Below are 17962 nucleotides of genomic sequence, written 5' to 3'. Positions count from 1 at the left end.
TAACACATTTATGAAAACGCTTACCTATAGGCTTCTCAATGATTCTAGCATTCCAACACAATGCTTCCCAGCCCCTCTCCTCATACAAATAGCTGTATATTTAATTGCAAACCCCCACCCCATGTGATACTATAATAAATAATTCAGAAAATTTGTACATCGGATTGTGCACTTTTCATTTCTTACCCTTTTCAAAAAATCTTTCATTCGCTCCTGAAAGATTTCGTTCTGAACAGAGCGCTTTGTAGGCTTTTGCAATGATATTGCGAAAGCCCTTCTTTTTCTCATTTAGCGACTAGAAGAAAGTCCTTCACTTTCTGAACAGTCGATTCTATTTGTAAATCTTCAAGGAGGTGTGGTCATCTTGGCCAAATCGAGACGCGTAAACTGGAACCCTAATGAATTTCGGGATTATCACAAACATGAGCATGATGCATGCGGAATTGTGGCTTGTGTTCAGAAAGAAAACAAGCCCACAAAAGAAAACATCAATACCGTCATCAATGCACTCGTGACAATGAACCACCGTGCAGGTTTCACGAAACAAGAAGGCGACGGCGTAGGGATCCATATGGATATCCCCAAAGCCCTTTGGGAGGAAAAGCTAGCTTCAAAGCAACAAGACCAATCACTTGCCCACCACGCTCAGTTTACTGTAGGACACCTTTTCATCAATAAACAAGCCCAAACCACCACAATTAAAACCAATATCCAAAACATCTTAGACCAACATGGTTTTCAATTACTTTATCAGGACGAACAATCTACTCGCACAGAAGCCCTTGGCCCTCTTGCGCAGAAACAAGAGCCGATATTCTGGCAGATTGCCCTTTTACCGAACGAAAACACAATCGATTTAGAGCGTGCTTTATTTGAGGTTTCTCTTGCAATTGAAGAAGATGAGAACGTTCATGTAGCCTCTTTATCTTCCTACCACGTTGTCTATAAAGTTATGGGAGCCGGTGATCAGCTTCCTCAATATTACGCTGATCTGGATCACCCTAAGATTGCTTCAGCCATGACTTTAGGACACAACCGTTACTCTACGAATACCCTAACAAGCTTTTTTCGCGTGCAGCCATTTAGCATGCTAGGTCACAACGGCGAGATTAACACGATTGCCAAACTGCGTGATGAAGCTGAAATGATTAACGTGCCTTTAACCGGTAACGGAAGTGACTCTCAAGACCTTAACCGTACGATCGAAACGTTTGTCAAAAGAGAAGGATACGGCTTATTTGAAGCTCTAGATTTAATGTTCCCACCGATCATAAACGAATTAAAACGTTACCCGACTCACATTCAGGATATGTATGCCTACATGAGGGAAGCTTGGGGTCACTTCGCACAGGGACCAGCCGGTATTATTTCCCGTCACAAAAATGAAGCCGCATTCAGCCTGGACTCTCTTGGCTTACGTCCGTTATGGCAACTCGAAACACTTGATGCCTACTTGTTCTGTTCAGAACCAGGCATTCGCGCAAACAGTGAGTACGTCAGTGATCCAAAACCTCTATCTCCTGGGGAAAAAGTAGGCGTGAAATACGATGAGGAAGGTACGTTACACGTTTATGATCATTTTGATTATCAAGAAGAAGTGTACCGTCGCATGGGAGCCCGCTTTGACTTTGAAGGGTTCCACTCACGCCTCCAACTTGGAAACACAGAAAGCGTAAAGCCTCATCCAACTGTAACGAATGTACACAATGGATGGTATGCAGCGTATGGCTGGGATCGCGAACACATTCAGCTTCTTGAGCAAATGGCTGAAAAAGGCGCTGAACCGATCCGCTCCCTTGGACACGATGTCCCTCTGGCTTCTTTGCACCAGGGGCGCAAAAACATTGCGGATTACTTTAAAGAAAGTGTCGCCGTCGTCACAAACCCTGCTATTGACCGCGACCGAGAAGCCGAGCACTTCTCCACCCGAACCATTTTAGGACGACGTCCAAGTGTGACAACGAAAGAAACCGCGCCATTTAACCTGGAGCTTTTATCCCCTCTGCTTGTCGAAGGGGTACACGCTCAAACGATTTCAGAAAAAGAACAGCAACCATCTTTTGAACAAATTCTTCACCGTTTTGAAAGCGCCGGTCTATCTAAGACCCTTTCCATTACCGCTCGTGAGAATGAAAATATTCAAGATGCACTGACTCGTTTATCAGAAGAAGCCGAGTTGCTCGTAGACGAAGGCGCCGAGCTCATCGTTTTAAATGATGGAGACACCCATCAAGAAGATCACTTATGGTTAGATCCTCATCTTGTCGTGTCTGCAATCGATAAGCGACTTGTCGAAGAACATAAACGAAGAAATACATCCTTAATTCTTCGCTCAGCATCGATCCGGTCCTTACATGATTTGATTACAGCATTTGGCCTTGGAGCAGACGCGGTCAATCCTTACCTGCTGTTTGCAACGGTTGCAGAAGAAGAATTAACACCAACTCTTAACCTCTATTACGCAATGAATAAAGGGCTCGAGAAAGTCATCTCTACTATTGGAATTCACGAGTTAAGAGGATATGCGCGCCTCTTCTCAGCCATTGGGCTCCATAATGATTTCTCTGACCTATTACGAATTGTCAACTTCTTTGGCGGCGAAGGGTTATCTTATGACTGGAACGCCCTGAAAGAAGATGCTATCCAACGACGCGAAGATTTCCAAAACGAAAAAGCTCGTCCAGGTAAGAGCTTCCACGCCTGGCCTCGCCTTTGGAAATCAATCGGAGATGTCGCTAAAGGAAATCCAATTGATGACTTACGAGATAAAATTGACGGACTAGAAGAAAAGAATCCACTCAGCATCCGTCATCTTGTTAAACCAAAACCAAGCGATAATAATGAAGACGCAACGAAGGTAGACCTCGGAGTCGGAACCCATGACTTACCGTTTATGATCTCTTCCATGTCATTTGGTTCACAGAATGAAACAGCTTTCCGCGCCTATGCTGAAGCCGCTGACCAACTGAACATGATTTCGTTTAATGGTGAAGGCGGAGAAATTAAGGATATGCTCGGAAAGTATCCGAATACCAGAGGTCAACAAATCGCTTCCGGACGTTTTGGAGTGAATGCGGAATTACTCAATTCCTCGAACCTGCTAGAGATTAAAATTGGTCAAGGAGCAAAACCTGGTGAAGGCGGTCACCTTCCAGGTTCAAAAGTAACAGCAAAGATCGCAGAAGCTCGTAACGCAACGGTCGGATCTGATTTGATTTCACCATCAAACAATCACGATATCTACTCCATTGAAGACTTGGCCCAAATGATTTCAGAGCTAAAAACTGCCAATGACCAAGCTAAAGTGACCGTTAAAGTGCCGATCGTGCCGAATATTGGAACGATTGCTGTCGGCGTCGCTAAAGCTGGGGCTGATTTCATAACCCTTAGTGGTTTCGATGGCGGTACAGGTGCAGCCCGAATTCATGCTCTTCAACATGTTGGGCTTCCTGTTGAAATTGGCGTCAAGGCTGCTCATAACGCCCTGCTTGAAGCCGGTCTTCGTCACTCCGTTGAAATTTGGGCAGACGGGGGTCTTCGCAGCCCGCTGGATGTTATGAAAGTCATGCTTCTTGGAGCGAATCGGGTTGGATTTGGTACGTTATCTATGATTGCTGTGGGTTGTACTGCTTGCCGTGGCTGTCACCTTGATACGTGCCACGTTGGAATTGCCACTCAAATTGAAACAGAAGCTCAAGCCAAAGAGCACGGTCTCCGTCGATTTGTTCCTAGAGAATATCAGCCATCTGTTACAGGTCTTATGAATCTCTTTACCACATTTGGCGAAGAGTTAAAACGTTTAACCGCTGAGCTTGGATTCTCGAAAACGCAAGACCTTGTCGGACGCTCTGATTTATTAGAACAATATCGTGGTGAAGAGTGGATGGACTTAACCCCACTACTTGAAAAACTTGAAGTTGAAGAAATTCAAGCCTATCAGAAGAAACACGAACGTATGGAAGAACGTCTGTTAATGGCCGTGGGAGCAGAATATTTAGATGGCAATCAAGAGCAACTGCTTGACTCAAGAGAATTTGAAAATGTTACAAGTGAACAACGGAATCTGAGCAGTCGTGTATCTTGTCACCGCGTGCGCGATCGCCTCGATGGCTCCTATCGCGATCTTGACCCAATTCGCCTACATTACAAAGAAGGGTCAATCGTCGGAAATGGGTTCGGAGCTTATCTTACAGATGGTATGGACACTTCTGTTATCGGAGGCGGCCAGGATGGTGTCGGCAAGGCTGCTTTCGGTGGTACGTTGGCCATCTTGAAATCTCCTGGAGCCCATGGCGGTTACATTAACGGAGCTGTTGGAAAAGGGTTTGGATACGGTGCCCAAAAAGGACGACTGATCGTACAAGGTACAGCTGACTCCAGAGCAGGTATTCGTCTCTCTGGTGCTGACATTATTATTGGTCAACAGCTACAAGCCCCTCTTCCAACTGAACATGACGGCAACTTTGGTTGTTATTCAAGTATTAAAGGCTTCGCTTTTGAATACATGACGAATGGACGCGGATTAGTCCTTGGGGATCCAGGACCGTGGATGTGCGCCGGAATGACCGGAGGAGCAGTTTACCTTCGTCACCAGCCTGAAATGGGATTAACGAAAGAAGCACTTCATAAACGAATTGCCAAAGGAGCTAAAGTGGAGATTGAACCACTGAATCCAGCAGGTAAAGCGGATGTGGAAGAGATGCTAACAGGGTACATTGATGTTCTGAAACAGCACGGTCAGGAACAGGAAGCTGAGTCACTCGAACTCCTTCTTGGAAACCTCGAGGACCACTTCCTACAAGTCGTTCCTGAAAAGATTCAAGCCGATCCTTCTGTATCAACCGAATAACCAATAGAATACCCTGCCTAGCGCAGGGTATTTTTTTGCATGCTATGTCTCGACTAGACGTATGATGAATAATATGTGACACTGTCCACAAAGATTAGTAAAGATTTACAGAATACCTCTGTTCTTTCCTAAGCAGATCTTGTATAATCAATCTCGTTTATTGGATTTTTCTTCTGAAAGAAGGTTGTGACATGAAGTTAGGTGCACGTATGCTGAAGACAGGACTAGCCGTTGCCATTGCTATTTATATTGCGGCAGCCCTCCCCTTCCAGACAAGCACAGTTTTCGCAGGTATGGCTGCGTTATTCTCCATACAACCATCCATTTACCGGTCATATCAGTCAATTGTAGAACAAGTAGAAGCGAATATTATTGGAGCGATTGTCGCTTATATAATATTGGTTTCTCTTGGGAATGATCCGTTTATTATGGGATTTACGATCGTCCTTGTTATCGGTGTCTGTGTGAAGTTTGGTATGAAAGAGAACACCATTCTTCTAGCCCTTGTAGCCGTTATCGCCATTATGGAATCGACAGAGATGGACCTTCTTCCATTTACGATGTTACGCTTCTCATCTCTTATGATCGGGATCTTCGCATCCTTTGTCGTGAACCTGGTCTTTATCCCACCTAAATACGAAACGAAGTTATTCAATCAGGTCGACCAACATACAGGTGACATTTTACAATGGCTTCGCATTACGACCCGGCATCTTTCTGATCGACCTGCTCTACGCGAGGAAATTGATCGCCTTGAGAGTGCAATGGTCACCTTAGATCACACATACAGCTTATTTAGAGAAGAACGAACCTATTTTAAGAAGCGCCGGTTTGAAAAAGCTCGTAAACTTATTTTATTTAAGCATTTAATCTCGACTACCCGAAAGGCTTTCGAAGTGCTGAAAACGTTTAGTAGCCTTGAAAATGAAATGGACAAAGTCCCTTCAGAATTTAGAACAACACTTGTGAACGAGCTGGATAAAGTCATCCACGTTCATGAGAAACTCATCCTTTCTCTTAAAGGAAGGATCAGGTTCCATGAAACCGACCCAATTGAAGAAGCTGGTGAGCCAAATATCCCTAAGTTAGTCGAGTACTTAATTGATATATATGAAGAGAAAGAAACAGAGGAAGAGAAATTAATGTTCCTCCCTCTTGCCACGAAATTAATGGATTATCATCAGAAATTGGCTCATTTGAAAAAGCTCCTTTCTAGTTATCAGCTCTATCATACGAGTGAACAGATTAAGACGATTAAGAAATAGTGGCAAACAAATAAGGGAGAGGAACCGCATGATGCGGCCCCTCTCCCTTTATTTACGTTCCTAAATATTCTGTTTCTGGTTCAGCATCATCAAGTTGTTGAACCTGATAAAGGTCGTAGTAGGCACCTTTTTTGTTCATAAGTTCTTCGTGACTGCCAACTTCCTTGATTTCTCCATCAGCTAGCAAAACAATCCGATTGGCGTGCGTGATTGTGGATAAACGGTGAGCCACAATAAACGTCGTTCGGTCTGCCGCCAGTTTCTCTAAGGCCTCTTGAATTAAATGTTCACTTTCAAGATCAAGAGCAGACGTTGCTTCATCTAAGATAAGCAATGGCGGGTTTTTCAAGAATACGCGGGCAATCGCCACACGTTGCTTCTGACCTCCAGAGAGTTTCACGCCTCGTTCCCCAACGGTCGTGTCGTATCCATACGGCAAACTCATAATAAAGTCATGAGCATTCGCCGCTTTAGCTGCTTCAATCATCTCTTCATCCGTTGCATCAGGATCCCCCATCTTAATATTCATAGCAATTGATTCACTAAACAAAATGTTATCCTGAAGTACCATACCAATCTTATCGCGAAGAGTGCGAGCTTCGACATCTCGGATATCTTTCCCGTCAATCTTAATGCTACCTGATTCTACATCGTAGAAACGAGGGAGCAGGCTAATAAGGGTCGACTTTCCTCCCCCACTCATTCCAACAAGGGCAATGGTCTCCCCTTTCTTAACATTCAATGAAAGATCCTTTAATACGAGGCTTTCATCCTCATCATAGCGGAATGAGATCCGATCAAACTCTACGTCCCCATGAACGTGCTCAAGCTTCTCCGCATTCTCTTTGTCTTTAATGTCATAGGTTTCGTCCATAAATTCAAAAACCCTATCCATTGATGCCAGAGATTGAGTGAGCACAGTCGACGAACTCACAAGTCGGCGAAGGGGACTATAAACGCGCTCCATATACCCAATAAACGCAACCATCGTACCGATTTGAATATTACCCTGAATAACAAAGTACCCTGCAAATGCGATGACGAGTAATGGCGCGATGTCTGTAATCGTTGAGGTTACACTAAACGTTTTCGCATTCCAGCTCGTATGGCTCAGCGCTTTGTTTAAGAAATTCTTATTCTGTACATTAAACTGCTCTTGCTCATAATCCTCAAGAGCAAAGCTCCGCACAACAGGCATCCCTTGCACACGTTCATGCAGATGCCCTTGTACTTGAGCAAGAGCCTGGGAACGATCTCTCGTGAGTCTCCGTAGTTTAGAATAAAAGTATTTAATAGCAAATCCATATAGGGGAAACAGGGAGATCGATACAAGCGTTAACCAGACATCCATATAAAGCATGATCCCAATCGCAATAACAATCGTAATCATATCGAGCCAAATATTCATTAAGCCTGTCATAACAAAGTTTTTCGTTTGTTCAACATCATGAATAACACGTGAGATAACTTCACCTGTTTTGGTTTTGGAGTAAAACCGCAAGCTAAGACGTTGGATATGATCAAATAATTTTTCGCGAATATCATACAAAATGTTGTTCCCGACCCACTGAGCAAGATACTGGCGGAAGTATTCAACAGGCGGACGAATAATAGCGAATACGACGAAAGCTCCTCCCATGAGCCAGAACAGTTGATCAATTTGCTCTGCTTGTGTCATATCAGGATTGTTTAATATGGAGTCAATCACATATTTTGAGAGTAACGGAATCAATAAAGGAATACCAAATTTTAATATCCCAATCGACACCGTAAGTACAATTTTCCACTTATAGGGTTTTACGAAATTCATATAGCGCTTCACGCTACCCATGGTGTCACCTCTTCCTCTATGTTGTTGCAAAAGCGCCTTAGTAAACTATAGGACGCTGTCAAAACATCTTTGTTGAGCGATCGTTTAACGAATAGAAAAGGGGACAATCCCATATGGTTCTGGGATCCGTCCCCTTTTAGGACATTTCTTGTTCTTACGACAAGTAAGTTAAGTAACGTTCGTACCATTGATCAATAAACTCCGGTGAAAAAGGCCCTTTTCGTTGCCTTACCCAACGCAGCAAGTGATTCACATTGTTCTTTAGAATATGATCGAGTACACCCGGATAATTCATATCCTGGCGATGAATTTCATACTCGTCCTCATCTAGGAGGATGTGCGTATAATCCGGGAACACTTTGACGTCTAGATCATAATCAATGTACTTAATGGCCCCTTCGTCATAGACAAACGGAGAACTAATGTTGCAATAATAATATACCCCGTCATTACGGAGCATACCGATAATATTGAACCAGTACTTCGAATGAAAATAACATATGGCTGGTTCCCGTGTAATCCAGGTACGACCATCACTTTCCGTTACCCTTGTTTTATCATTGGCACCGATCACCACATTATTCGTTCCTTTCAATATAGTGGTGCTATCCCACACTCGGTGCAACTGACCATTATGCTTATAGCTATGAATTTGTATATGTTGACCTGGCTTTGGGACTGGCATGAAATCTCCCTTTCTCCTCTATTCACACGACCTTTTTAATTTAAAAATTCTATATCTTTCCTTCATATTATTATAACGATAAGTAGAGTCGATTGGAAATAATAAAACTAAATCGCAGAGAGGAAAGGGAGAATTATTTAAAGAACACGAAAAAAGAGTACCCCCTAAGCCCCTCTCCCGTAGGCTTCCTGCTGATTAGGCAGAAAGACCAAGGGAAGAGAAAACTTTTCAGGGATACTCTTCTTTTTAGGAAGTCGTTAAAATTTGGGGGTTACGACATCCGCGTATGATGATGCTGTTATTTTTTCTTTTGTGCAGACTTTTGGTTCTGTTGTTTCACGTGTTGTACGTCTGTTTTACCTTGGCCTTGAGCAAATTCTGTACCGTATTGCCCTTGTCCTTGTGCAGACTGTTGGTTTTGCTGTTTCACGTGATCAACATTTGTACCTGAAGCTGTTTGGTTTGCTTGCTGTTGGTTTTGTTTTTTAGCCAACTTAATCACCTCCGCAACAACTAGATTGTGCAGAAAACACGAAGTTTATCCAATAAATTTAAATTCCATATTAATCCAATAATCACAACAGCATTGCCGTATAGGTCACCTTTTTACTGCTCATCCTATATATATGGGAGGGATCAAATCATGTATATTGGTCGAGATATGACTGAACTTACGGTGACAAAGAAAGACGACTGGCGCGAAGATGAGCTTGTTTATTTCCAACATGCTTTAAGTCAAATGGTTCCTTACCTTAATTCTGAAGGCACGACGATCTTAAGAGAGATCAATCAAGAGATCCAAAGCCGCGGAGGCTTCACCAAACGAGAAGCCACATGGACATCAGGGACTAAACCTGTAGTTGACTAACACAAAAGCGGAGGCGTCCGTTTAGCACCGTACAGACTGGACTGAACCGCAGTGAGATAAAGGAAACACGGAGAGCGACAGCGATCCGATGTTGACTTATCGACCGGAGGTGAAGGAAGTCTGCTAGGTGCTGGGCGCTGCAGCTGGATGACACAATAGCGGAAGCGCCCGGTTAGCACCGTACAGACTGGACGGCATCGCTAAATAAAAAAACTGCCCCTTAACGGGGGCAGTCCTTTTATAGATGTTTGTGAACTTTTTGGTGGGAAACCGGAAATGGTAAAGCCTCAAGTTCTTCTTTGGAAGCAAAACGAGCATCGCTAGCGGTCAATTCGCCACTTGCTGAAGCAGTAACCACTTCTAGATCCCAAATCACATGGGAGAAAGTATGTTTGATGTGATCCACTGTATTTAACAGTTCAATATCTAACCCATAGTGGTCTTTCACCCACTCTGGAACTTTTTCACGGTCCACTTGCTGTATAGGAACCATCGGGAACTGCCATAGGTTTGCGAGCAATCCATTTTCAGGACGCTTTTCGACTACATATCGTCCTTGTTGATCTCGCAGAACGAGAGTCATGTAAGGAAGACGCTTTTGTTTCTTCTTAGAAGACTTAATAGGTAGTTCCGTTTCTTTCCCTTCATGGAAAGCTCGGCAGTGGGAGCGCACAGGACAAAGAAGACAAGACGGGCTCTTAGGAGTACAGACAAGCGCGCCTAATTCCATTAATCCCTGATTGAAAGAAGATGGGTCTTCTTTTGAGATAAGCTCTCTTATCAACGACTCGAAAATTTTTCTAGTTGCCGGCTTGGCAATATCTTCTTCAATCATCAGAATACGTGATAAGACACGCATGACGTTCCCATCCACAGCGGGAGACGGTACATCATAAGCAATGCTTAAGATGGCCCCTCTTGTATATGGTCCGACTCCTTTTAATGACCCAAGTTCTTTCTCATTGTCGGGTACTTTGCCGTCATAGGCTTCGACTACTTCACGCACCGCCGTTTGTAAATTACGTGCACGGGAATAGTATCCTAAGCCCTCCCACGCTTTTAAAACGTCTTGTTCTTCGGCATAAGCGAGTGCTTCTGGTGTCGGAAATTTCTCCAAGAAATTTTGGAAGTATGGAATAACGGTATCTACCCGTGTTTGCTGAAGCATGATTTCAGACACCCATACCCGATATGGATCCTGATTCTCACGCCACGGGAGGATCCGCTGCTCGGCTTGGAACCACTGGATTAAATCCTGGCGAAAGGCTTCTAGATCAAAGCCTTCAAGCATATTGTAAGTTGGTTCTTTTTTCACAATTGTTCACCCTTTTGTTACAATAAAATTATCTAAAAATTGAAGAGAGTCTACAAGGAGGCTTAAGATGGACACTGGTACCCATGTTGTTATGGGAGTTGCTTTAGGGGGACTAGCCACGCTCGATCCTGCTGTACAAAGCGATCCTGCCTTATTTAATGCCGTTTTCATTGGCGTAATGGCTGGTTCTCAAGCTCCTGACCTCGATACTGTTAACAAACTCCGTAATAATGCGGTCTATATTCGTCATCATCGTGGGATTACCCATTCAATGCCAGCTGTTGCTTTATGGGGGATTTTAATCGCAGGATTGATTTATGCCTTTTTCCCTCAGGTGGATTTCCTTCATTTATGGTTATGGACTTTCTTCGCTGTTATTCTACACGTATTTGTAGATGTATTTAATGCATACGGCACACAAGCATACAGACCCTTTTCGAATAGGTGGGTTGCTTACGGAATCATAAACACGTTTGATCCGTATATATTTGGCCTTCACCTTGTAGGAATCATAGCCTGGGGGCTTGGAGCAAATCCAGGTATAACCTTTATCATTGTTTGGTTTGTGCTTGTCCTTTATTATCTTAAACGATATTTCACCAAACGTGAAATGGTAAATAAAATCAAGAATCATTATGATCATGTAGAGCAAATTGTAACCTCTCCTACCATTCGTTACAACAAATGGCGACTAGCCATCACAACAGGGGATAAGTTTTATGTTGGCCGCGCAGAGAACGGAGAAATAGAAATCCTTGATGAATTTAAGAGAAAACCTCTTCCGGATCTACCCGTTATGCAAAAGGCTATTCAAGATGAGAATATGGATGCATTCCTTTCCTTCTCTCCTGTGTATCGATGGGAGATCGATGAATACGATGATTATACAGAGGTACGATTAATTGATTTGCGTTATCGATCCAATGAACGGTATCCATTTGTGGCAGTGGTGACATTGGATGATGATTTAAATATCCTATCTTCTTATACTGGCTGGATCTTTTCAGAAGAGAAGCTTCAAAAGAAGTTAGACGTCCTACCCACATGAAAGGATTAAAAAAGACACGGAACCTGATTCCGTGTCTTTTCTTCATGTAAGAAATTTTATCGTTTAGTGCAATTGTTGATCATCATTGAATAAGTGCTGATAACGGGGGTTTCGACTCATAAAGTCGTGCAGACGAGAACCATAGCTGTTAATCCACTGCATTACAATTTGTTCCGTCACTTGTTTCCCCTCATATTCACGTCCGGCCTTAGCTCTTGTCGTTTCGAAATCTTCCCACAAGTACTCCACCCAAATACGTGCTTGATACATACTAAGCTGATCGTTCTCTTCGCATAGACGATTCGCTAACCGATCAAAAATATCTTCCATGGTATTCACCTCTTTTACTTCCAGCAATCTGTACCCCATTGTATCACATAGCAACGGATTAGATGCACATACTATGCTTACACCCTTAAAAAGAACTTATTCTTAGCGAGGGTGTAAGAGATGACTCAGGAGGGATTAGAATGGTAAGAAATAAAACCGTGGGATTTCCTGAGAAAAAGCCAAATGGTGAAGCACGCGCTAAGTCCGAATACGGAGCTAAACGTGCAAACGGCACCATTAACACGCGCCCACAAGAACGAGCGCGCAAATCTTCCCAACGCGATCACACAAATTTCTAGGAGGGACCTGTCGTGGCCAATAAATCAGAGAAACGTGTAGACAAACGTTTTTTCAAGAATTTATACAGTGACCCTTTCCAATCTCCACGCGCTAGTACGAAACACGCTTTCGACCAAGTAAATGGAGAGACCCAACAATCTCAATCCGAAATCATCACCCAAGTCCAGATGCGAAAACGTAGCTAACCTGGCTGGATTCTCCCTTTTACTCTTTACAGTTGCAAAGGGTGTCTGACACCCTTCTTCTCTGTACAGCGTTAAAGTGGATGTTCCAAAGAAAAAGGCGAGCCTTTTGGGCTCGTCTTTTTTATGTAAAGATAAAATGTAACTTCTTCTGGATTCCTTCATGTAGCTGATCTTTCGTATGATCAGACTGATAAATATAAACTAAGAATTCAAAGGCTAACACACTGTAAACAATTTCCCCAGCTTGCACAGAATCAAATTCTGTTTCAAGAACTCCGTTTTCTTTCAATCCATCTAAAAAAGTAATTAAATCATCAACGAACATAAAATCCATTTGAACAAACTTGTTCATCATCTCCGGATTTTTCTTCGCAAGACTTAAACTCCAGGTCATCATTTCTTTAAACAACTTCTTGCCAAATATCAAATAACGGTTCAACCGTTTCATTATGTAGTCATACACAATATCAGCTACTGCTTTGTTCGTATTAAGGCTCCTGACATCTGGATCGTTCTCTTCTTCCTCAAGTGAAAAACCTTCCATCATCAATTCAATAACAAAGTCACCTTTAGATCCAAACCTTCTTACTAATTGTTTTTCACTCCATCCAACTTCCTTGGCTAACTCTTTCATCGTTACTTCCTCATAGCCACGCTCTACAAACAGTTTCTTCGCCCGATTATATAGCTCCTCATTCGTCTCCGCATGATTAGATCCTTGCACACCACTCACTCCTCATCGATTCTTACCTACCTCCATTGTAGAAAATCCTCACCCCCAATACAAGCACGCTCTATCACACTAAAGTGCGTCTGACACCCTGCGTACTTCTAACGCACTAAAGCGTGTCTGACACCCTGCGTACTTCTACCGCACTAAAGCGTGTCTGGCACCCTGCATTCTTTCACCGCACTAAAGAGAGCTGATATAAGAAAAACCAGCATCCTTAGGGATGCTGGTTTTCTGGGTGGTGATTATTCACCTAGTTCTTGGTTTTTAACAACGTCGATGATTGCTTTAAGCGCTTCTTCTTCGTCGCTACCTTCAGCTTTGAATGTTACTTCTGCACCTGAAGGGATTCCTAGAGACATGATTCCCATGATGGATTTAAGGTTAACGCTTTTACCGTTGTAGTCAAGGTTAACGTCTGCTTCGTATTTACCTGCTTCTTGTACAAGTACTGTTGCTGGGCGTGCGTGCACACCGTCTTTTGCTGTAATTTTCACTGTTTGTTCTGCCATGAAAAATCTCTCCTTTAATTAAATTGAAATAATATTCTTCTGTCCTTGTGAGACAGCGCCTTCTGCGTTAATCTTCACAACTTGTCCTTCTCCAAGGTTTGTGAACACAATTGGAGTGACAATGGATGGTACTTTCTCTTGAACGGAATCAATATCAACTTTTAATAAAGTTTGACCTTGAGTGATTTCGTCGCCTTCTGATACAAATGCTTCGAATCCTTCCCCTTTTAGGGTTACGGTATCGATTCCAAAGTGGATCAGCACTTCTGTACCATCTTCAGCTTGTAAACCAAGAGCATGTTTCGTTGGGAAGACATTTAGTACTTTCCCGTTAATTGGTGAAACAATCTCACCATCTGATGGAAGAATTGCAAAGCCGTCCCCCATCATTTTACCTGAAAATACGTCATCTGGCACCTCTGAAATCGGCATAATTTCACCTTTTAGAGGACTGACAAAGCTGAACTCTCCTGTAGGAGCCTCGCAAGATTCTTCTGTAGCAGGCTCTTTATCCACTGGACGAGGCGTTTTGCCATCAATAATATCTTGAATTTGTCCTCTTATTGAATCAGAAGCAGGACCATAGATAGCTTGAATATTATTACCAACTTCCATTACACCTGATGCGCCAAGTTTTTTCAAGCGATCTTTATCAACTTTCCCTTTATCGTCCACAGATACTCGTAATCGAGTGATACAAGCGTCTAAATATGTGATATTTTCTTGTCCACCAAGAGCCGAAAGAATTTCAAATGGTTTCTCATTCACATCAACTTCAGCTCCGCCATCTTCTGATTCATCCTCACGACCTGGCGTTGCTAGGTTGAATTTCAGAATTACAAATCGGAATCCGAAGTAATAAATGACTGCAAAGGCTGCACCTACTGGTAGAACAAGCCACCAATCGGTTTTGTTTTGCAGAACCCCGAATAACAAGTAGTCAATCAAACCACCGGAGAATGTCATTCCGATCTTAACTTGCAAGATCTCCATTACCATAAATGACAAACCAGCGAAGATCGCGTGAACGGCGAATAATAATGGTGCCACAAATAAGAATGAGAATTCAAGTGGTTCTGTAATTCCTGTTAAGAAAGAAGTTAAGGCTGCAGAACCCATGATACCACCAACAACCGCTTTACGCTCTGGCTTAGCTGTATGGTAGATCGCTAATGCAGCTGCCGGAAGACCGAACATCATGAACGGGAATTTACCTGTCATGAATGTACCAGCTGTAAGCTCAACATTATCTTTTAACTGAGCAAAGAAGATCGAGTAGTCACCACGAACAATTTCTCCTGCTTGGTTCGTATACGTACCAAACTCAAACCAGAATGGAGAATAGAAGATGTGGTGTAATCCGAACGGAATTAATGAACGTTCAATAACACCAAACACAAACGCTGCAATCACTTTGTTTTGCTCTAACATGACGTGTGAAAACGCGTTTAAACCGTTTTGAGCAAATGGCCATAAATAAACCATCGCAATACCTACAAATAAAGAAGTAAATGCCGTTACAATCGGCACGAAACGTTTACCTTGGAAGAACCCTAAATACTGAGGCAATTCAATATTAAAGAATCTCTTATAGAGTAGTGCGGATATAATACCTATGATAATACCACCAAAGACACCAGTCTGAAGCGTCGGAATACCTAATACTTCCGCATAGGCGGCACTATCAGATGCCATTTGTGGCGTAACTTCTTCAATTGCGCCCATCGTTACGTTCATAATCAAGTAACCAATGATCGCAGCAAGTCCAGCGGCACCTTCACCACCAGCTAATCCAACCGCTACACCAACGGCAAATAGTAAGGCTAAGTTTGAAAATACAATATCCCCAGAATCCGCCATGACTTCAGCAATCATCTGAATCCATTCTGCGCGGAACGCCGGAACTTTATTTAAGAATGTCTCATTTTGAAAAGTCGTACCAAACCCGAGTAGCAAACCAGCAGCAGGTAAAAGCGCTACAGGAAGCATTAAAGCTTTACCGACCTTTTGTAATGTACCAAAAGCTTGTTTAAACATTCTCGTTTCCTCCCTCTCATGTTCTTTGTTTTTAAGCTGTCAGCCTAATCACAAACGCTTTCATTTAAAGCATTAAAAAAGGCATGAGTAAAAAAAGACTCACAAATCCACACATAAGGGTATACGTAGCCCTTAGTATGACTTGTATTGTCTTTCCTTACTCATGCCTGATCGTGTCAGTAACACGTAAAGAATAACATTTATGATGATTGCAAACGCTGTAAATGAATCGTTAAATAAACAATTTCAGCGTCGTCAATTGGCTGCTTGAGCTTTTGTTGCATAATTTTAATCAACTTCCAAGCTAAATTATAGCACACAGGATATTCACTTTTCAACAGATCATCGAGTTTTGTTCTTTCTCCTACTTCTTCGCCTTTATAAACGCGGTCGATCGCCCGTCTTAAGTGCTGAACAAGACGGTGAAAGTCGATACTCTGACGATCCAGATCAATTGAGAGCTCATCTTCAATCAATTGAGTTAACTGCTTAATTAACTCTGAATCCCTGCTAATTTGGGAGATCTCTTTATCGGTTATAGCACTATGGATATGCATCGCGATAAAGCCAACTTCTCCTACCGGAAACTTAAAGCCCAGGCGGCTCTCAATCATATCCACGACCTCTAAAGCCACCTCATGTTCTTTAGGATACAACGTCTGAACCTCAATTAGAAAAGGATTGTTAAACTCTAACCCTTCCTTCATCCGCTTAATCGCAAATGATAAGTGATCGGTTAACGCAATGTGAATATGCTCGTTTAACGTACTGTTCATCCGATACTCAATATGAGACAGCAGATCATCCATAAACCCTATAAATTCTTCCCCTACATAGGGTAAGAGCTGCTTATAGTTTTCTTGCATCACCTTATCTTCTAATAAAAATGTTTTCTCCACTTCATTCACATCAAGAGCTTCACCGTTTTTCTTGCCGAATCCAATCCCTTTACCAATTAAAATAACCTCTTCATGGACAGGATGAATGGCGATAACAACATTATTGTTAAGCACTCGTTTAACCCTAGCTGAAGCAGGCATTCCCTCACCCCATTTCTTCTCTTTTAACCAGTTATGTCTTTTTTCTCTATATCATAACATTCTTTAATAGTTGTATAAAAACGCTTGCAAATTATAAAATACTTTTATGGTAAAATCAATCTTTGAACCTAATCCATATAATAGAAGGTGTGTTACATATGATTAAAATGCTTGTTCTTGATTTAGATGGAACAATTTTAAACTTTGAGAAAGAGGTGAGCCCCCGTGATATCGAAGCGATCAAAACGATTATGGATCACGGTGTTCAATTAACAATCGCAACAGGCCGCCTCGACCATGAAATAGAAGCTGTCCTAAAGATGATGGACTTAGAAGGAAAAGCCAATCGCATTAGTCAAAACGGTGCATTCGGTTACGACAAGGATGGCTCTCATATCCATAGCCATACATTTGAACCAACCCATGTTAAAGAAGTCTTTCAAGCAGCCGTTCATGAAGAGCTCATTACAACGGTCTCTACAGAGAAAGACGTTTATGTAAAGGAAGAGAGTAAAGGTCTAGAAGCCATGAAAAAGCGTATGTTCCGCCCGGTGATTATTGAGCCTAACCTAGCCGATCAGCTTGGAACAATCATTCATCCGTCTAAGATTTCGCTCCATGGTGCCAACATAGCCCTTAAGCAAATGCAGCAAAGAATTGAAGAGCAGTTTGGCGACGTGCTCGATACGTTTATTTCAGATCCAGCTTGTTTAGATCTGATGCCTAAAAATATTAGTAAAGGCGCAGGTATCGAACACCTCCTCGAATCATTCGACATCGAGCCAAATGAAATTGCTTGTGTCGGAGACTCGTTTAATGATTTATCTATGTTTTCCTTAACCACTCACAGTTACGCAATGTCTCAAGCTGAACCCGCTGTAAAAGAACAAGCAAGCCAAGTTGTTCCTTCTGTAGCTAAAGCAATTGAACACCTTTTAGATCAAAAAGAGGCTTAAACTTTTTCATC

General features: G+C 42.5%; 16 protein-coding genes. 7 read left to right on the top strand and 9 right to left on the bottom strand.

The window, feature by feature from the left end; all coding sequences use genetic code 11:
• Positions 1–361: 361 nt before the first annotated feature.
• Together QNI29_RS03115 and QNI29_RS03110 are read left to right on the top strand one after the other, a co-directional pair.
• The gene (locus tag QNI29_RS03115) at positions 362–4849 is read left to right on the top strand and encodes a glutamate synthase-related protein (protein WP_370635525.1); all 4488 of its coding nucleotides are present in this window, start codon (positions 362–364) and stop codon (positions 4847–4849) included.
• 191 nt (positions 4850–5040) lie between these two features.
• Positions 5041–6114, top strand: coding sequence for an FUSC family protein (locus QNI29_RS03110; protein WP_231419359.1), 1074 nt, complete (start codon positions 5041–5043; stop codon positions 6112–6114).
• Between the two features lie 52 nt (positions 6115–6166).
• Here QNI29_RS03110 and QNI29_RS03105 read toward each other — a convergent pair whose 3' ends face one another.
• The 3 genes from QNI29_RS03105 to QNI29_RS03095 all read right to left on the bottom strand — a co-directional run bounded on the left by QNI29_RS03105 (position 6167) and on the right by QNI29_RS03095 (position 9123).
• Positions 6167–7945, bottom strand: coding sequence for an ABC transporter ATP-binding protein (locus QNI29_RS03105; RefSeq protein WP_231419358.1), 1779 nt, complete (start codon positions 7943–7945; stop codon positions 6167–6169).
• Positions 7946–8099: 154 nt separating this feature from the next.
• On the bottom strand, positions 8100–8630 hold the full coding sequence (gene ntdP, locus QNI29_RS03100; RefSeq protein WP_231419357.1) for a nucleoside tri-diphosphate phosphatase: 531 nt from the start codon (positions 8628–8630) through the stop codon (positions 8100–8102).
• A 298-nt stretch (positions 8631–8928) separates the two neighbouring features.
• Positions 8929–9123, bottom strand: a complete 195-nt coding sequence (locus QNI29_RS03095; RefSeq protein ID WP_231419356.1) for a gamma-type small acid-soluble spore protein — start codon at positions 9121–9123, stop codon at positions 8929–8931.
• Between the two features lie 150 nt (positions 9124–9273).
• Between QNI29_RS03095 and QNI29_RS03090 the strand changes: the two genes are divergently transcribed.
• Positions 9274–9498 carry a mother cell protein YfhS gene (locus tag QNI29_RS03090; RefSeq protein WP_231419355.1) on the top strand — a complete coding sequence of 75 codons (225 nt, stop codon included), beginning with the start codon at positions 9274–9276 and terminating at the stop codon, positions 9496–9498.
• 238 nt (positions 9499–9736) lie between these two features.
• On the opposite strand, the gene mutY is transcribed toward QNI29_RS03090, so the two are convergent.
• Positions 9737–10789: an A/G-specific adenine glycosylase gene (gene mutY, locus QNI29_RS03085; protein ID WP_231419379.1), complete on the bottom strand. Its 1053-nt coding sequence runs from the start codon at positions 10787–10789 to the stop codon at positions 9737–9739.
• A 91-nt stretch (positions 10790–10880) separates the two neighbouring features.
• On the opposite strand from mutY, the gene QNI29_RS03080 reads away from it, so the two are divergent.
• A complete protein-coding gene (locus tag QNI29_RS03080) occupies positions 10881–11861 on the top strand; it encodes a metal-dependent hydrolase (RefSeq protein WP_231419354.1) in 981 nt (326 codons plus the stop codon).
• 63 nt (positions 11862–11924) lie between these two features.
• Here the strand turns inward: QNI29_RS03080 and QNI29_RS03075 are convergent, their stop codons facing one another.
• On the bottom strand, positions 11925–12191 hold the full coding sequence (locus QNI29_RS03075) for a YfhJ family protein (protein ID WP_231419353.1): 267 nt from the start codon (positions 12189–12191) through the stop codon (positions 11925–11927).
• 140 nt (positions 12192–12331) lie between these two features.
• Here QNI29_RS03075 and sspK point away from each other — a divergent pair, with 140 nt between their 5' ends.
• Positions 12332–12490 (top strand): small acid-soluble spore protein K, encoded by a 159-nt coding sequence (gene sspK, locus QNI29_RS03070; protein ID WP_036787409.1) that lies wholly within the window; start codon positions 12332–12334, stop codon positions 12488–12490.
• A gap of 12 nt (positions 12491–12502) precedes the next feature.
• Positions 12503–12676 (top strand): YpzG family protein, encoded by a 174-nt coding sequence (locus QNI29_RS03065; RefSeq protein ID WP_231419352.1) that lies wholly within the window; start codon positions 12503–12505, stop codon positions 12674–12676.
• A 121-nt stretch (positions 12677–12797) separates the two neighbouring features.
• On the opposite strand, the gene QNI29_RS03060 is transcribed toward QNI29_RS03065, so the two are convergent.
• The 4 genes from QNI29_RS03060 to glcT form a co-directional block, all read right to left on the bottom strand.
• The gene (locus tag QNI29_RS03060) at positions 12798–13400 is read right to left on the bottom strand and encodes a TetR/AcrR family transcriptional regulator (protein ID WP_231419351.1); all 603 of its coding nucleotides are present in this window, start codon (positions 13398–13400) and stop codon (positions 12798–12800) included.
• Between the two features lie 251 nt (positions 13401–13651).
• On the bottom strand, positions 13652–13918 hold the full coding sequence (locus QNI29_RS03055) for a phosphocarrier protein HPr (RefSeq protein WP_231419350.1): 267 nt from the start codon (positions 13916–13918) through the stop codon (positions 13652–13654).
• An 18-nt stretch (positions 13919–13936) separates the two neighbouring features.
• Positions 13937–15955, bottom strand: coding sequence for a glucose-specific PTS transporter subunit IIBC (ptsG, locus tag QNI29_RS03050; protein ID WP_231419349.1), 2019 nt, complete (start codon positions 15953–15955; stop codon positions 13937–13939).
• Between the two features lie 200 nt (positions 15956–16155).
• Positions 16156–16995: a glucose PTS transporter transcription antiterminator GlcT gene (gene glcT, locus QNI29_RS03045; protein ID WP_231419348.1), complete on the bottom strand. Its 840-nt coding sequence runs from the start codon at positions 16993–16995 to the stop codon at positions 16156–16158.
• A 158-nt stretch (positions 16996–17153) separates the two neighbouring features.
• Between glcT and QNI29_RS03040 the strand changes: the two genes are divergently transcribed.
• Positions 17154–17951: an HAD family hydrolase gene (locus QNI29_RS03040; protein WP_231419347.1), complete on the top strand. Its 798-nt coding sequence runs from the start codon at positions 17154–17156 to the stop codon at positions 17949–17951.
• Positions 17952–17962: the final 11 nt, after the last annotated feature.

This window comes from Pontibacillus chungwhensis (assembly GCF_030166655.1).
Classification (GTDB): domain Bacteria; phylum Bacillota; class Bacilli; order Bacillales; family BH030062; genus Pontibacillus.
This window is presented reverse-complemented; position numbering and strand designations above follow the sequence as displayed.

Coding starts and splice junctions, on each gene's coding strand:
- QNI29_RS03110 (WP_231419359.1), top strand. CDS start 5,041: ATGAAGTTAGGTGCACGTATGCTGAAGACAGGACTAGCCGTTGCCATT.
- QNI29_RS03105 (WP_231419358.1), bottom strand. CDS start 7,945: ATGGGTAGCGTGAAGCGCTATATGAATTTCGTAAAACCCTATAAGTGG.
- ntdP (WP_231419357.1), bottom strand. CDS start 8,630: ATGCCAGTCCCAAAGCCAGGTCAACATATACAAATTCATAGCTATAAG.
- QNI29_RS03090 (WP_231419355.1), top strand. CDS start 9,274: ATGTATATTGGTCGAGATATGACTGAACTTACGGTGACAAAGAAAGAC.
- mutY (WP_231419379.1), bottom strand. CDS start 10,789: ATGCTTGAAGGCTTTGATCTAGAAGCCTTTCGCCAGGATTTAATCCAG.
- QNI29_RS03080 (WP_231419354.1), top strand. CDS start 10,881: ATGGACACTGGTACCCATGTTGTTATGGGAGTTGCTTTAGGGGGACTA.
- QNI29_RS03075 (WP_231419353.1), bottom strand. CDS start 12,191: ATGGAAGATATTTTTGATCGGTTAGCGAATCGTCTATGCGAAGAGAAC.
- sspK (WP_036787409.1), top strand. CDS start 12,332: ATGGTAAGAAATAAAACCGTGGGATTTCCTGAGAAAAAGCCAAATGGT.
- QNI29_RS03055 (WP_231419350.1), bottom strand. CDS start 13,918: ATGGCAGAACAAACAGTGAAAATTACAGCAAAAGACGGTGTGCACGCA.
- ptsG (WP_231419349.1), bottom strand. CDS start 15,955: ATGTTTAAACAAGCTTTTGGTACATTACAAAAGGTCGGTAAAGCTTTA.
- glcT (WP_231419348.1), bottom strand. CDS start 16,995: ATGCCTGCTTCAGCTAGGGTTAAACGAGTGCTTAACAATAATGTTGTT.
- QNI29_RS03040 (WP_231419347.1), top strand. CDS start 17,154: ATGATTAAAATGCTTGTTCTTGATTTAGATGGAACAATTTTAAACTTT.